The 12,764-nt window shown below is 70.9% G+C and carries 15 protein-coding genes and 1 pseudogene; 6 read left to right on the forward strand and 10 right to left on the reverse strand.

Annotated elements, in window-relative coordinates; all coding sequences use genetic code 11:
* Window positions 1–376 precede the first annotated feature (376 nt).
* The 3 genes and pseudogenes from IE219_RS30335 to IE219_RS30345 all read right to left on the reverse strand — a co-directional run.
* Window positions 377–936: pseudogene (locus IE219_RS30335) on the reverse strand (winged helix-turn-helix domain-containing protein); the annotation flags it as partial.
* Between the two features lie 210 nt (window positions 937–1,146).
* Complete coding sequence (locus IE219_RS30340; protein ID WP_189983362.1) at window positions 1,147–1,650, reverse strand: Imm1 family immunity protein; 504 nt, start codon at window positions 1,648–1,650, stop codon at window positions 1,147–1,149.
* Window positions 1,647–2,084: a DddA-like double-stranded DNA deaminase toxin gene (locus IE219_RS30345; protein ID WP_373298916.1), complete on the reverse strand. Its 438-nt coding sequence runs from the start codon at window positions 2,082–2,084 to the stop codon at window positions 1,647–1,649. Before IE219_RS30345 ends, IE219_RS30340 begins: the two co-directional genes overlap by 4 nt.
* Window positions 2,085–2,415: 331 nt before the next feature.
* Between IE219_RS30345 and IE219_RS30350 the strand changes: the two genes are divergently transcribed.
* Window positions 2,416–2,625, forward strand: a complete 210-nt coding sequence (locus IE219_RS30350) for a hypothetical protein (RefSeq protein WP_189983366.1) — start codon at window positions 2,416–2,418, stop codon at window positions 2,623–2,625.
* 289 nt (window positions 2,626–2,914) lie between these two features.
* Here IE219_RS30350 and IE219_RS30355 read toward each other — a convergent pair whose 3' ends face one another.
* From IE219_RS30355 to cynR, 4 genes are all read right to left on the reverse strand, one after another.
* Window positions 2,915–3,601 carry a class I SAM-dependent methyltransferase gene (locus IE219_RS30355; protein ID WP_373298915.1) on the reverse strand — a complete coding sequence of 229 codons (687 nt, stop codon included), beginning with the start codon at window positions 3,599–3,601 and terminating at the stop codon, window positions 2,915–2,917.
* 246 nt (window positions 3,602–3,847) lie between these two features.
* Entirely contained in the window at window positions 3,848–4,252 is a 405-nt protein-coding gene (locus tag IE219_RS30360) for an SCO4402 family protein (protein ID WP_189983370.1), read from the reverse strand.
* A 188-nt stretch (window positions 4,253–4,440) separates the two neighbouring features.
* A complete protein-coding gene (locus tag IE219_RS30365; RefSeq protein WP_189983372.1) occupies window positions 4,441–5,001 on the reverse strand; it encodes a GlcG/HbpS family heme-binding protein in 561 nt (186 codons plus the stop codon).
* A 122-nt stretch (window positions 5,002–5,123) separates the two neighbouring features.
* Window positions 5,124–6,032 (reverse strand): transcriptional regulator CynR, encoded by a 909-nt coding sequence (gene cynR, locus IE219_RS30370; RefSeq protein WP_189983374.1) that lies wholly within the window; start codon window positions 6,030–6,032, stop codon window positions 5,124–5,126.
* A gap of 159 nt (window positions 6,033–6,191) precedes the next feature.
* Between cynR and IE219_RS30375 the strand changes: the two genes are divergently transcribed.
* The 5 genes from IE219_RS30375 to IE219_RS30395 all read left to right on the forward strand — a co-directional run bounded on the left by IE219_RS30375 (window position 6,192) and on the right by IE219_RS30395 (window position 9,667).
* Complete coding sequence (locus IE219_RS30375; RefSeq protein ID WP_189983376.1) at window positions 6,192–6,788, forward strand: carbonic anhydrase; 597 nt, start codon at window positions 6,192–6,194, stop codon at window positions 6,786–6,788.
* A 97-nt stretch (window positions 6,789–6,885) separates the two neighbouring features.
* On the forward strand, window positions 6,886–7,356 hold the full coding sequence (gene cynS / locus IE219_RS30380; protein WP_189983378.1) for a cyanase: 471 nt from the start codon (window positions 6,886–6,888) through the stop codon (window positions 7,354–7,356).
* A gap of 206 nt (window positions 7,357–7,562) precedes the next feature.
* Entirely contained in the window at window positions 7,563–8,324 is a 762-nt protein-coding gene (locus IE219_RS30385) for an SDR family NAD(P)-dependent oxidoreductase (protein WP_189983380.1), read from the forward strand.
* An 85-nt stretch (window positions 8,325–8,409) separates the two neighbouring features.
* On the forward strand, window positions 8,410–9,132 hold the full coding sequence (locus IE219_RS30390) for a TetR family transcriptional regulator (protein ID WP_189983382.1): 723 nt from the start codon (window positions 8,410–8,412) through the stop codon (window positions 9,130–9,132).
* Between the two features lie 151 nt (window positions 9,133–9,283).
* Complete coding sequence (locus IE219_RS30395; protein WP_189983384.1) at window positions 9,284–9,667, forward strand: Zn-ribbon domain-containing OB-fold protein; 384 nt, start codon at window positions 9,284–9,286, stop codon at window positions 9,665–9,667.
* Window positions 9,668–9,751: 84 nt separating this feature from the next.
* Here the strand turns inward: IE219_RS30395 and IE219_RS30400 are convergent, their stop codons facing one another.
* The 3 genes from IE219_RS30400 to IE219_RS30410 are packed head-to-tail and all read right to left on the reverse strand — an operon-like array spanning window position 9,752 to window position 12,725.
* Window positions 9,752–10,708 carry an electron transfer flavoprotein subunit alpha/FixB family protein gene (locus IE219_RS30400; RefSeq protein ID WP_189983386.1) on the reverse strand — a complete coding sequence of 319 codons (957 nt, stop codon included), beginning with the start codon at window positions 10,706–10,708 and terminating at the stop codon, window positions 9,752–9,754.
* Between the two features lie 33 nt (window positions 10,709–10,741).
* Complete coding sequence (locus IE219_RS30405) at window positions 10,742–11,530, reverse strand: electron transfer flavoprotein subunit beta/FixA family protein (RefSeq protein ID WP_189983388.1); 789 nt, start codon at window positions 11,528–11,530, stop codon at window positions 10,742–10,744.
* 40 nt (window positions 11,531–11,570) lie between these two features.
* On the reverse strand, window positions 11,571–12,725 hold the full coding sequence (locus tag IE219_RS30410) for an acyl-CoA dehydrogenase family protein (protein ID WP_189983390.1): 1,155 nt from the start codon (window positions 12,723–12,725) through the stop codon (window positions 11,571–11,573).
* Between the last annotated feature and the right edge of the window lie 39 nt (window positions 12,726–12,764).

Raw genomic sequence — 12,764 nt, forward strand, 5'->3', positions numbered from 1 at the left:
TCCCACTCGGCATCCGACAGTTCATGGCGACGTATCACAGCACCATGATCCACCAGCGGTAATCATTTGAAGACACTGCCTAGTCTCCGACCTCGCGCGGACCGGCGTTCCCTCGCAGGCGTCCGCGCTCTCCGGCCTCATCCGCAGCATGGAACTGGTCAGTTACTGAGGTTGAACTCGTGATGTCGCCGGGTTACTCAGGGGGGTCTGATGGTCGGGCCGGTCTCGGTGAGGCAGTCGTCTATGAGGTCGCTGCGGTACTGGATGTGCCGTAGGCCGCGTCGGATGCGCTGGGCGAGGCGTTCGGGGGTGGGGAAGGCGATGTTGGAGAGCCAGCCGGGCCACAGGAGGGACCAGATCCCTTCGGCGGGGTTCAGGTCTTGGCCTGCGGCGGTGTCATGGAGAATCCGGCTTCGTCCTCGAAGACGAGCCAGGCTCCACGGGCCGCCGCGAGTCTTCCGCGCACGGCCACACTGCCTTGACCCACCCGGCCACCGCATCGTCGTACCGCTCCCTCGCGCTTCGGGCCGGGACCTGGCAGGACCAACCGTTACGCACCAGCAGTTTCCGCACGCCCTGGATGGTGTGGGTCAGGTGGAAACGCCGGCCAATCACGGTCTTGACCCGCGCCGGCGTCCACCGCTGGTCCTCCCGGCCATGTGCGGCCGGTCCCTTGGCCGACTCCGCCTCCAGCTGCGCGAACTGCTTCTCGCTCAGCCTCGGCAGCGACGCCGGCCCCTGCGACCGCAGAGCACGCGGACCGCCTTCCTCCCACGTCTGCCGCCATCGCTGCACGGAGCGGACGCTGACCCGCAGGGCCTTGGCGATCACCGAGCCCGCCTCGCCCTGGGCGAACCGCTCTGCCGCCTTAAGCCGTAACCCCTCACGAAACTGCTGACGTTCGGCGGTCAGCCCGCCCCCTTGCGGATACCGAATGCCCCGGTGATACCGCACGGGCGACAAACCGCCAGCCCCTACGACTCCACAAGTTCAACCTCAGGAGTAAGAGCCACGCCAGCCAGAACCCGGGCCGATCCCCACAAGTACGAGCAGCAGATGCAGGCGTCTCCCTTACGGGGTGCCGTCGCGCATGACGGCGCCCCGCTTCAATTCACGCCCGGCGTGCAGCCGGATCAGCCCTTTTAGCTATTCAGTGTCAGGCTCCTCCAGGAGCGTTCCGTCGAAGTTCGCCTGCGTCCACTCGATACATGTTGGGCGGTCACCGTTTCCGTTTGCACAGAATTCTCCCAAGGCCACCCTTAGGACCTCGACAGGGAAAGCGCAAGTGCGGTGAATGTAGGTGGGAGCCCATGGATCGACAAGGATCTTCGGCTCAAATTCTGGAGGATTAGAGTTTGCCGATACCCAGACAGAGTCTGCGACTTCTTGCCCCGTGGATCCTGCCAGCCGTCGGGCGGTTTCTCCGTCGACATACCAGACAAGGCCACCGTATCCGTTGTCGTGGTTGACGGTGACGGTAAGAGAGGCCTCCGTGTGCGCCGGGCTTTCTCCTTTTCGATAAAGGAAAGACACGGTGTCGCAGCTCAGGCCACTGGCCCTCGTAGTGAGCGTGCGATCGATAGCTTCAGCCATCGCGTTCACGTCCGGGAGGGGAGTGGGTTTGTCTGCGTGGGTGGAGAGGATCATCATGACAGCGGCTTCTTCCTCTTGCCGACCAGGGGTACGGGCGTGGAGGTGTCAGGGTAAATCACATTCAACGTGTGCCCGTCGGGCAGGATCGCCTCGATCGCCATGCTACAGTTCAGTGCCTTTTTGCATACGCCTTGCCTGTTGTTGATAACCACGGTCGCATTACTGACATTGTTCACTCCGGTATCCGAGGTGAAGATCAATTCCTTGGCCTTCTCCCGCCAGGGGTCGATTTTTCCGTCGAGAGAGTAGTGGCTGCTTGCCGCCCCTTCCGGGTTCTTTGAAAGCGCGGCGATAGGCTTGCCGTCGGGACCAAACAACCGGCTAACCGTTTGGTCACCCTCGCTCCACTTGGGAAGCTTTTCGAGGATGGGTTGCGCCCGCTTGACGCAGTCGTTATCTGTGTTGCGAACAAGGGTATCGGTAGGACCGATGTTGACATACTGAGGTTGAACTTGTGGAGTCGTAGGGGCTGGCGGTTTGTCGCCCGTGCGGTATCACCGGGGCATTCGGTATCCGCAAGGGGGCGGGCTGACCGCCGAACGTCAGCAGTTTCGTGAGGGGTTANACCTGCGGGTCAGCGTCCGCTCCGTCTGAACGGGGTGCGCCCGGTCGACCTGGCCGAGGAGGCCGCGCGCGCCGGCCTGCTCGACCAGGACGGCGGCCCCGGCCCCCGTCACGGGGAGGGGAGCCGGTGACCGGGCACGCACGGCAGGCCGTCTGTCTGGCGGCACTCGCCGCGCTGCTCACCTGGGGAATCGCCCGATGACACCACCCTCCACCGCCTCCCCGCCCGGAACCTGGGCCCCCGGCCTGTGCTGGCGCTGCGAGACCGACGACGTGCCCGTCATATGGCTCGGCCCCGCCCACAGCGAACACCACGGCCACGCCCCGTTCGTGGCCTGCGAGCGGTGCGTGACCCGCCTGGAGGAGCTGATCGCGGCCTACGCCGTCGGCCGCTCCAGGACCTCCTGACCTCTACCCCTCTCATCCCAAGGAGCTCGACCGGCGCCGTTCCACCGGGGAAGAGGCGATGTGACCACCTCGGAGCGCACCCCGTGCTCCCGGTACCGGATCACACCGGGCACCCCGGGTGGCGCTGCTCCGGCCCGGACGGCCACCATCGGCCCAGGATGGTCAGGGCACCATCCACACCCGGTCAGGTTTGTGCGGGTACAGGGGCTCAGCCCGCCCCAGCCCGAACGTGCTGTTGCCCGGAGCCTGGAAGACCAGGCCCGGGGCAGCGGCATTCTCCGCTGCGGTCTCAGGTGGTGGGGCGCTGGGCCGAGACGAGGAGGGTGGCGGCGGAACGGGGGCCGTCTCCGGCGGGCAGCTCCTCGATGAGGATGTCGGTGAACCCGGCCTCGTCCAGGGCCTTGGTCCACACCTGTTCCTGCAACACCCAGCGGAGCATGGTGGCGCTTTCGCCGTCCGGGGTTTTGGCCGGTACTTCCTGGGCTGTGACGTCCGGCTGGGCGGGCGAGCCGGACAGGTAGTGGGCGAGAGTGGAGAAGACCAGGCGCCCGCCGGGACGGAGCGCGTCGGCGGCGGCCGGGAGCAGTGCGCGAGGGTCGGTGAAGTCCACTGCTCCGAAGACGCTGTACAGCACGTCGTAGGCGCCCGGTGTGGCGCGGAGGTGAGTGGTGACGTCAGCCTGGACGAGACGGAGCCGTGGGGCGAGGGAGGCGTAGAGGGCGGTGGCCATGTCGTGCTGGGCAGGGGAGGAGTCCACGGCGTCGATCCGGCCGGGGGTGTGGTGCACGGTCAGGTGCGCGGCGTGGCGGGCGACACCGGCCCCGAGGTCGGCCACGGTCTTTCCGGTGAGGTCGCCGAGGGCTTCGGGTCCCGGCCCGCTCTGCTGGTCCCAGGCCCAGCGGAACGAGTCGGGGACGGCGTGGTCCTGCTCGGCGCGGGCCCGGCCGTAGTGGTGCCAAAGGTCTGTGGTCGTCACCCGGGTCATCCTGGTGGCACGGTGCGCGGTCCGTTGCCGGTTTGGGCGAACATCACCCGGGCGCGCCTCGGCGGCCCGAGCCGTGGGCCCGGACCGCCAAGGGGTTCATGCGGGGGTTGGTGAGATTCGTTGCCCGGCTGGCGAAGCCAGAGAAGCAGCGGTCCGCGCGCACGCGAAACGGTCCACCGCCGGATGCGGTGGGCCGTTTTTCGGTGATGCGCGATCAGTACGTCACGCGGACGGGCCTCACCGGGTCATGGTCTCGAAAGCGTGTCTCGCCGCTTCGACGACCCCGGGCCATTCGGGCGCGTCCATGTAGGCGGCGTCGGGGGCGTCGCCGAGGCGGTCGATCAGCGGGTCGAGCAGGGTTGCCAGGGGCTGGAGCGCCCGTACTTCCTGGTCCGACACGAGGACCCATCCGACGCGGTTCTCCGGGTCCTCCAGGACCCTGGTGTCGTCGAACAGGACATGGATGACGGACGTGAGGTCGTCCACCGCGTCGCCGGCCTCCCGGACGCCGTTGCGCCAGACCCTCTCCTGGTGGTGGACGTCGGAGAGGGAGCGCAGCGACCAGAGGACCTGGGTCCGGACGTCCGGGAACTCGACGCGGTCGGTCCGGTGCGGGCGCGATCCGTACGCGTGCGGGCTCATCGGCTGTTCCTCTCCTTCGGGGAGAGGAGCTTGCCACGGGGCACGCGCCCGCGGGGGCCGCCGGGATGATTTCATCTTGAACAAGTTTGGGCGTATGCTCGGACCCGCCACCCCGGCGCGCCTGTGTTCCCCCGTTTCAGGCGCGTCGGGGTTCGGTGTTTTCCGGGGCTTTACGGGTCGGGGCGGTGTTACTCGGCGAGGGAGGCGACGCCGGCCTGGGCGAACTTCTCGTCGAGGTCGCCGGAGGGGGCGCCCGCGACGCCGATGCCCGCGATCGGGGCACCCTTGGCGGTGACCGGGGCGCCGCCGCCGAGGAAGAGGGTGCCGGGGATGTCCTTCAGGGTCGGGGCGTTCGCCAGGCGCTTGGCCAGCTCCGAGGTGGGGGCGTTCCAGGAGACGGCGGTGAACGCCTTCTTCTCGGCGGCCTCGTAGGACTGGGGGCCCGCACCGTCGCCGCGCAGGGTCAGGATCGTGTTGCCGTTGCGGTCCACGATCGCCACGGAGACGCGCTGGTTCTCCTTCTTCGCCGCGTCCAGCGTCGCCTGAGCGGCCTTCGTCGCCGCCTCGATCGTCAGGTGGGTGGAGGAGTGCGTGTTCTTGTTCTTCGCCTCGGTGTTCACCTGGGCGGCCGGGGCGGCGTTGGTGTTGCCGGCGCTCGCGGAGTAGGCGCCGAAACCGGCCAGGCCGAGGGCGACGATCGCGCCACCGTTCATCAGACGGGTGCGGTGGGCCTTCTTCACGTGCTTCATGGGGATTCCCCTCCGGGGGGACTCGGGGTGGTTCTCAGGGCGGTCTCATCGTCCGGCCGCCGGAGTGCGGAACCCGTCGTCGTCCCGGCTGCACCCCGGGGGCGCATCGGGGGACCCCGGGGTCAGCCGATCGGCTGACCCGCGCCGTCCGCTCCCCACTGTGCCGCCAGGGCCGCGAAGGCCCCGGCGGCCGCGCTGCGGTAGGCGCTCGCCCGGCGGAGCAGGACGACCGGGCGGGAGGGCAGGGCGGGGGAGAGCGGGACCGGGGTGAGGCCGGAGTGCTCGCGCGAGACCGCGTCGGGCAGCACGGTGGCCAGCGGCGCGCGCCGGACGACCTCGGTGAGGGCGTGCACCGAGTTGGCCTCCATCGCGACCCGGGGCCGTACGCGGTGTTCCTCCAGGTACGCGTCGATGTGCCGCCGCGTCGCGAAGTCCTCGCTCAGCACCGCGAACTGATGGCCGCTCAGCTCCGCCGCGGGCAGTGGTTCGGTGCGGCCCGCGTGCGGGTGGCCGGGGCCCACGACCAGGCCGAGGGCCTCCGTGAACAGCACCGCCGCCTCCACCCCCGGCAGGTGCGTACCCCGGAAGGCGATGCCGAGGTCGAGGCCGTCGGCGAGCAGGTCGGCCTCGATCCGGTCCTGCGGCGACTCCCGTACGTCCAGGGTGATCCCGGGGTGCCGGGCGTGGAAGGCGGCGACCAGCGGGCCCGTGAGGTAGGCGGTGAAGGTGGGGGTGAAGGCGACCCGGAGCCGGCCCCGGGAGAGGTCCCGCACGTCCAGGACGGCCCGCTCGCCCGCCGCCAGGTCCTGGAGCGCCCGTCGGGCGTACCGCGCGTAGGTCTCCCCGGCGTCGGTCAGGCGGACGGACCGGCCGCCCCGGTCCAGGAGCTGCGTGCCGAGCGCCTTCTCCAACTGCCTGATCTGCTGGGACAGGGTCGGCTGGGCGATGCGCAGCTCCTCGGCGGCCCGGGTGAAGTTGGCGTGCTCGGCGACCGCGAGCAGGTAGCGCAGATGGCGCAGTTCCGGCTTCATGCCCCGACCGTAACCCAAGGTATAGATGACAGCTATGGCGGGGATCGACAGTGGGTCTTGGACGCTATAGGCACTGGTCGTGCAGGGTGGAGGACGTCGAAGAGAGACAGCGACGGAGGCTCCGGCCCCGTCCGTGATCCGATGGGAGGAAGCGACGCCATGCCGCATCTCGCCGAGGGAATCGACCGCTTCCGGCGGGAGGTCTTCCCCGCCAAGGCCGGGCTCTTCGCCCACCTGGCGACCAGCCACCGCCCCGGCACCCTGTTCATCGGCTGCTCGGACGCCCGGGTCGTGCCCGAGCTGATCACCCAGACGGACCCGGGCGAGCTGTTCGTCGTCCGGACCGCGGGCAATCTCGTCCCCGCCCACACCCCGGGCGGCGACGCGGTCGGCGCGGCCATCGAGTACGCGATCGCCGTCCTGGGCGTACGGGACGTCATCGTCTGCGGCCACTCCGCCTGCGGGGCCATGACCGCGCTCGCCGAGGGCCACGACCTGACCGCCGCCCCCGCCGTCGCCGACTGGCTGCGGCACGCCGACGCCTCGCTGGCACGGGCCCGCGCGGCCGGCGGCCGGGACGGCGTGACCGGACTCGTCCGGGCCAACGTCGTCGCCCAGCTGGCCAACCTGGCCACCCACCCGGCGGTGGCGCGGGCCCTCGCCGAGGACTCCGTACGCCTGCACGGCTGGGTCTTCGACATCGCCTCCGGGACGGTCGAGGAACTCACCGGGGCGCGACCGGCCCACGCCGCCTGAACCCCTTCCCCCCCGCCCACTCGGCACCCCCCACCCCCCACCCCCCACCCCCTTCTCCGGCCCCCCTCAAAGGGCCTCCCGAAAGGACGTACCTCTCATGGTGCACGCCCAGTTCGACGCCACCGCCCGCCGCGACCTGGCCATCGCCGCCGTCGAGGCCAAGACCGTCAAGGACCTGACCTGGGAGCGGATCGCCGAGGCGTCCGGCTTCTCCGTCGCCTTCACCACCGCCGCCGTCCTCGGCCAGCACGCCCTGCCGGCCCCGGCCGCCCGGGCCGTCGCCGACCTCCTCGGCCTCGGCGAGGACGCGGTCCGGCTGCTCCAGACCATCCCGACCCGCGGCTCCCTCGACGGCGGCGTCCCCACCGACCCGACGATCTACCGCTTCTACGAGATGCTCCAGGTGTACGGCACCACCCTCAAGGCCCTCGTGCACGAGCAGTTCGGCGACGGCATCATCTCCGCGATCAACTTCAAGCTGGACGTGAAGAAGGTCGCCGACCCCGAGGGCGGCGAGCGCGCGGTGATCACCCTGGACGGCAAGTACCTCCCCACCAAGCCGTTCTGACCCGTCCGCCCCGCGGACCGCTCGCGGCCCGCCCCGGAACTCTTTCCGGGGCGGGCCGGTCCGCTTCCGCTTCCTGGCGCGCGACCCGGGGTTCTATGGTGGCGGCGCAGACCGCGCGGACCGCGTGGTCCCTCCGCGGGGACGCGCCCCCGGCCGGCGGCACCCCGCCGGCGGGGACACCCGCACGAAACGTAACGAGGAGTTCCATGGACATCGCCGGCTCCGCCGCTCTCGTCACCGGCGCCGCCTCCGGCCTCGGCGCCGCCACCGCCGCCGCGCTCGCCGCCCGCGGCGCCACGGTCTACGGCCTGGACCTGGAGAAGGCCGTCGCCGGGGCCGGGGAGCTCCCCGACGGGGTGCGGCTGCTCGCGGCCGACGTCACCGACGAGGACCAGGTCCGCGCCGCGCTGGCCGCGATCGACGCCGACGGGGCCGAGCTGCGGCTCGCCGTGAACTGCGCGGGCATCGCGCCGTCCGCCCGCGTCCTGGGCCGCAAGGGCCCGCACGACCTCGACCTGTTCCGCGCGGTCCTGAACGTCAATCTGATCGGCACCTTCAACGTGATGCGGCTGGCCGCCGAGGCCATCGCCCGCCACGAGCCCGACGCCCACGGCCAGCGCGGCCTCGTCGTCAACACCGCCTCGATCGCCGCCTTCGAGGGCCAGGTCGGGCAGATCGCGTACGCCGCCTCCAAGGCCGGGGTCGCCGGGATGACCATCACGGCCGCCCGCGACCTGGCCCAGTACGGCATCCGGGTCGTCACCGTCGCCCCCGGCATCGTGGACACCCCGATGATGGCCGGGTTCAGTGACGAGGTCCGGGCCGGGCTCGCCGCGGGCGTCACCTTCCCGCAGCGCCTCGCCCGCCCGGAGGAGTACGCCCGCCTGGTCACCATGATCGTCGAGCACGACTACCTCAACGGGGAGACGATCCGGATGGACGGCGCCCTGCGGATGGCGGCCCGCTGACCCCGGCCCCTCCCGCAGCACTCGGTGTCGGAGAAATCCGGCACCGAGTGCCGCGCCGGGGCGGTGCGGATGTTAGGTTCGCTCCATGGCAGCAGCGGCGACGAACCCCCCGACCTCCCCGAAGCCCGCGATGCGGGACTCCCTCATCGCCGCGGCCTTCCAGCTCTTCCTGGAGCGCGGCTACGAGCAGACCACCGTCGACGACATCGTCACCCTCGCCGGGGTCGGCCGCCGCTCCTTCTTCCGCTACTTCCCGTCGAAGGAGGACGTGGTCTTCCCCGACCACGAGCAGTGCCTCGACGACATGACCCGCTTCCTCGCCGCGAGCGCCGACTCCGACGACCCCATGGCCCGGGTCTGCGGCGCCGCCCGCCTGGTCATGCGGATGTACGCGGAGAACCCGACCTTCTCCGTCCAGCGCTACCGGCTGACCCGCGAGGTCGCCGGGCTGCGCGCGTACGAGCTCTCGGTCGTCTGGCGGTACGAGAAGACCCTCGGCGACTACCTGCGCGCCCGCTGGTCCGACCGCAGGGACGGCACCCTGCGGGCCAACGTGGCCGCCGCGGCCGTCGTCGCCGCCCACAACCACGCCCTGCGGCACTGGCTGCGCTCCGGCGGCGAGGGGGAGCCGCTGGAGGAGGTGGACCGGGCCCTGGAGTTCGTCCGCGCCACCTGGAGCCCGGACGCCCCGGCAGGCGCCGACGCCCCGGCCGACGGCGACGAGGACGTCGTCGTGGTCATCACCAGGCGCTCCACCCCCATGTGGCGCGTGGTGCGCGAGGTGGAGTCGAGCCTCGGCGAGAGCTGAGGGACGGGGGAGCCGGGCCCGCCGCCCGCACCCCGGAAAAAGGGTCCTCAGTATCTCGGATTGAGGGAACTCAGGTCTTTCATTGCTGGCACTGAGTGCCATATCTTTTCCCCATGCACGGTCGAGCCGCCGAGTGCGAGGAGAAGGCATCGTGTTCCACACGGGACTGAGGAACCCCGGAGCCGTCCGGACCGAGGAATCGGCCGCCGACGCCGAGATCTACTTCCAGCGCTGCGCCTGGTGCCACACCACCACCTTCCAGCGCCTGCTCTGCCCGACCTGCGGGTCCACCGAGCTGGCCCCGCAGCGGAGCGAGGGCGAGGGCGTGATCACCGTGCGGCGTGCCCACACCGCCGCCGAGGCCGACCTCTGGCCGGTCCACATGGCCGAGGGCTTCGTGGTCCGCTGCCGGGTCGACGGGCCGCCGCACGCGGTGCGGCCGGGCGTCCGGGTCCGGGTCGCGAGCGCCGCCGAGACCGGCCGGCGGCCGGTCGTCCGGCTGTGCGAGGAGGTCGCGCTGGACGGCTGGTACTGACTCCCCGGGGCGCCTGGGGCGGGAGCTGCGGAAGGGAGGGGGTGGCACAGAGTGCCACCCCCTCCCTTCCGTTCGCGCGGAGCGTCAGCGGGCGCCGATCTCCTCGGTCAGCTGCGGCAGCACCTCGAAGAGGTCGCCGACCACGCCGTAGTCGACCAGGTCGAAGATCGGGGCCTCGGGGTCCTTGTTGACCGCGACGATCGTCTTCGAGGTCTGCATGCCCGCCCGGTGCTGGATCGCGCCGGAGATGCCCGCCGCGACGTACAGCTGCGGCGAGACCTGCTTGCCGGTCTGGCCCACCTGGTTGGCGTGCGGGTACCAGCCGGCGTCCACCGCGGCGCGGGAGGCGCCGACGGCCGCGCCGAGCGAGTCGGCCAGCTTCTCGACGACTCCGAAGCCCTCGGCGGCGCCGACGCCCCGGCCGCCGGAGACCACGATCGCGGACTCGGTCAGCTCCGGGCGGCCGGTGGAGACGCGGGCGGTGCGCGAGACGACCTTCGCCGCGTTGCCGGTGAAGGCGACGGCGACGTCCTCGACCGTGCCGGCGGCCGGCGCGGCCTCCGGGGCGGCCGAGTTCGGCTTGACGGTGATGACCGGGACGCCGCGCGAGACGCGGGACTTCACCTGGTACGAGGCGGCGAAGACCGACTGCGTGGCGACCGGGCCCTCGTCGCCTGCCTCCAGCTCGACGGCGTCGGTGAGGAGGCCGGAGCCGAGGCGGAGCGCGACGCGGGCCGCGATCTCCTTGCCCTCGCCGGAGGAGGTCACCAGGACGGCGGCCACCTCCTTCTCCTTCGCGATCTGGGTCAGCGCGTCGACCTTCGGCACGACGAGCCGCTCGGAGAACTCCGCGCCGTCCGCGACGTAGACGGTGGCGGCGCCGTACTCGGCGGCGGTGGCGGCCACGGAGGCGGCGGCCTCACCGGCGCCGAGGACGACAGCGGACGGCGTGCCGATCCGGCGGGCCAGGGTGAGCAGTTCGAGGGCCGGCTTGCGGACCGCACCGTCGGCGTGGTCCACGAGGACCAGGATCTCAGCCATGATTCCTTGCTCCTGAGGTGGGATGACGGACGGTCAGATGAACTTCTGGGCGGCGAGGAAGGCGGCGAGCTGCTTGCCGCCGTCACCGTCCTCGTTCGTGACGATCGTGCCCTGGGTACGGGCCGGGCGGGCCGCGGCCGACTCGACCAGGGTCCAGGAGCCGGTCAGGCCGACCTCGTCCTCGTCGATCTCCAGGTCGTCGAGCTCCAGCTCCTCGACCGGCTTCTTCTTCGCGGCCATGATCCCCTTGAAGGAGGGGTAACGGGCCTCGCCGGACTGATCGGTGACCGAGACGACGGCCGGCAGCGGGGCCTCCAGGAGCTCGGTGGCGGCGTCGCCGTCGCGGCGGCCCTTCACCAGCCCGTCCTCCACCGAGACCTCGGAGAGGAGGGTGACCTGCGGCAGGTTCAGCCGCTCGGCGAGCAGCGCGGGCAGCACGCCCATCGTGCCGTCGGTCGACGCCATGCCGCAGACGACCAGGTCGAAGCCGGTCTTCTCCAGGGCCTTGGCGAGGATCGCCGAGGTGCCCATGACGTCGGAGCCGTGGATGGACTCGTCGTTGACGTGCACGGCCTTGTCGGCGCCCATGGACAGCGCCTTGCGCAGGGCGTCCTTGGCGTCGTCCGGGCCGACCGTGACGACGGTGACCTCGGCCTCGTCGGCCTCCTCGGAGATCCGCAGGGCCTGCTCGACCGCGTACTCGTCCAGCTCCGAGAGCAGGCCGTCGACCTCGTCGCGGTCGACGGTCAGGTCGTCGGCGAAACCGCGGTCGCCGGTGGCGTCGGGAACGTACTTCACACAGACAGCGATCCTCAGGGTCACGGCCTGTCTCCTTTCAACGGGCTTTTCGGCGAGCTGACGGTTACGGGAGGTTGCGGGCCATGACGATGCGCTGGACCTGGTTGGTGCCCTCGTAGATCTGGGTGATCTTGGCGTCGCGCATCATGCGCTCGACGGGGTAGTCGCGGGTGTAGCCGTAGCCGCCCAGGAGCTGGACCGCGTCGATGGTGACCTCCATGGCGACGTCGGAGGCGAAGCACTTGGCGGCGGCGCCGAAGAAGGTGAGATCACCGTCGACGCGCTCGGACTTGGCGGCGGCGGCGTAGGTGAGCTGGCGGGCGGCCTCCAGCTTCATGGCCATGTCGGCGAGCATGAACTGCACGCCCTGGAAGTCGGCGATCGGCTTGCCGAACTGCTTGCGCTCCTTGACGTAGCCCTTGGCGTAGTCCAGGGCGCCCTGGGCGATGCCCAGGGCCTGGGCGGCGATGGTGATGCGGGTGTGGTCCAGGGTCTTCATCGCGGTGGCGAAGCCGGTGCCCTCGGCGCCGATCATGCGGTCGGCGGGGATGCGGACGTTGTCGAAGTAGACCTCGCGGGTCGGCGAGCCCTTGATGCCGAGCTTCTTCTCCGGCGCGCCGAAGGAGACGCCCTCGTCGCTCTTCTCCACCACGAAGGCGGAGATGCCCTTCGAGCGCTTCTCGGGGTCGGTGACCGCCATCACCGTGTAGTACTCGCTCACGCCGGCGTTGGTGATCCACCGCTTCACGCCGTTGAGCACCCAGAAGTCGCCGTCGCGGACCGCGCGGGTCTTCATCCCCGCCGCGTCCGACCCCGCGTCCGGCTCGGACAGCGCGTAGGAGAACATCGCCTCGCCCGCGGCCAGCGGCGCCAGGTACTTCGCCTTCAGCTCCTCCGAGCCCGACAGGATCACGGGCAGCGAGCCGAGCTTGTTCACCGCCGGGATCAGCGACGACGAACCGCAGACCCGCGCGACCTCCTCGATCACGATCACCGTCGCCAGCGCGTCCGCCCCCGCGCCCCCGTACGACTCCGGCACGTGCACCGCGTGCAGGTCGTTGGCCACCAGCGCGTCCAGGGCCTCCTGCGGGAACCGCCCCTCCTCGTCCACCGCCGCGGCGAACGGGGCGATCTTCGCCTCCGCCAGCGCCCGCACCGACTCCCGGAGCATCTCGTGCTCCTCGGCGGTCCGATACAGGTCGAAGTCCTTGCTGCCCATGGTCTTGAGCTCCCTGGAGACGCTTGTGGCACCCGGCCC

Source organism: Streptomyces termitum (assembly GCF_014650175.1).
In the GTDB taxonomy this organism is placed as follows: Bacteria; Actinomycetota; Actinomycetes; order Streptomycetales; family Streptomycetaceae; genus Streptomyces; species Streptomyces termitum.

Bases quoted from the DNA above. Each gene is read 5' to 3' on its own strand.
- IE219_RS30390 (WP_189983382.1), top strand. From the start codon at position 8,410: ATGGCAGCAGCGGCGACGAACCCCCCGACCTCCCCGAAGCCCGCGATG.
- IE219_RS30350 (WP_189983366.1), top strand. From the start codon at position 2,416: ATGACACCACCCTCCACCGCCTCCCCGCCCGGAACCTGGGCCCCCGGC.
- IE219_RS30360 (WP_189983370.1), bottom strand. From the start codon at position 4,252: ATGAGCCCGCACGCGTACGGATCGCGCCCGCACCGGACCGACCGCGTC.
- cynS (WP_189983378.1), top strand. From the start codon at position 6,886: ATGGTGCACGCCCAGTTCGACGCCACCGCCCGCCGCGACCTGGCCATC.
- IE219_RS30375 (WP_189983376.1), top strand. From the start codon at position 6,192: ATGCCGCATCTCGCCGAGGGAATCGACCGCTTCCGGCGGGAGGTCTTC.
- IE219_RS30410 (WP_189983390.1), bottom strand. From the start codon at position 12,725: ATGGGCAGCAAGGACTTCGACCTGTATCGGACCGCCGAGGAGCACGAG.
- IE219_RS30385 (WP_189983380.1), top strand. From the start codon at position 7,563: ATGGACATCGCCGGCTCCGCCGCTCTCGTCACCGGCGCCGCCTCCGGC.
- IE219_RS30400 (WP_189983386.1), bottom strand. From the start codon at position 10,708: ATGGCTGAGATCCTGGTCCTCGTGGACCACGCCGACGGTGCGGTCCGC.
- IE219_RS30340 (WP_189983362.1), bottom strand. From the start codon at position 1,650: ATGATGATCCTCTCCACCCACGCAGACAAACCCACTCCCCTCCCGGAC.
- IE219_RS30365 (WP_189983372.1), bottom strand. From the start codon at position 5,001: ATGAAGCACGTGAAGAAGGCCCACCGCACCCGTCTGATGAACGGTGGC.
- cynR (WP_189983374.1), bottom strand. From the start codon at position 6,032: ATGAAGCCGGAACTGCGCCATCTGCGCTACCTGCTCGCGGTCGCCGAG.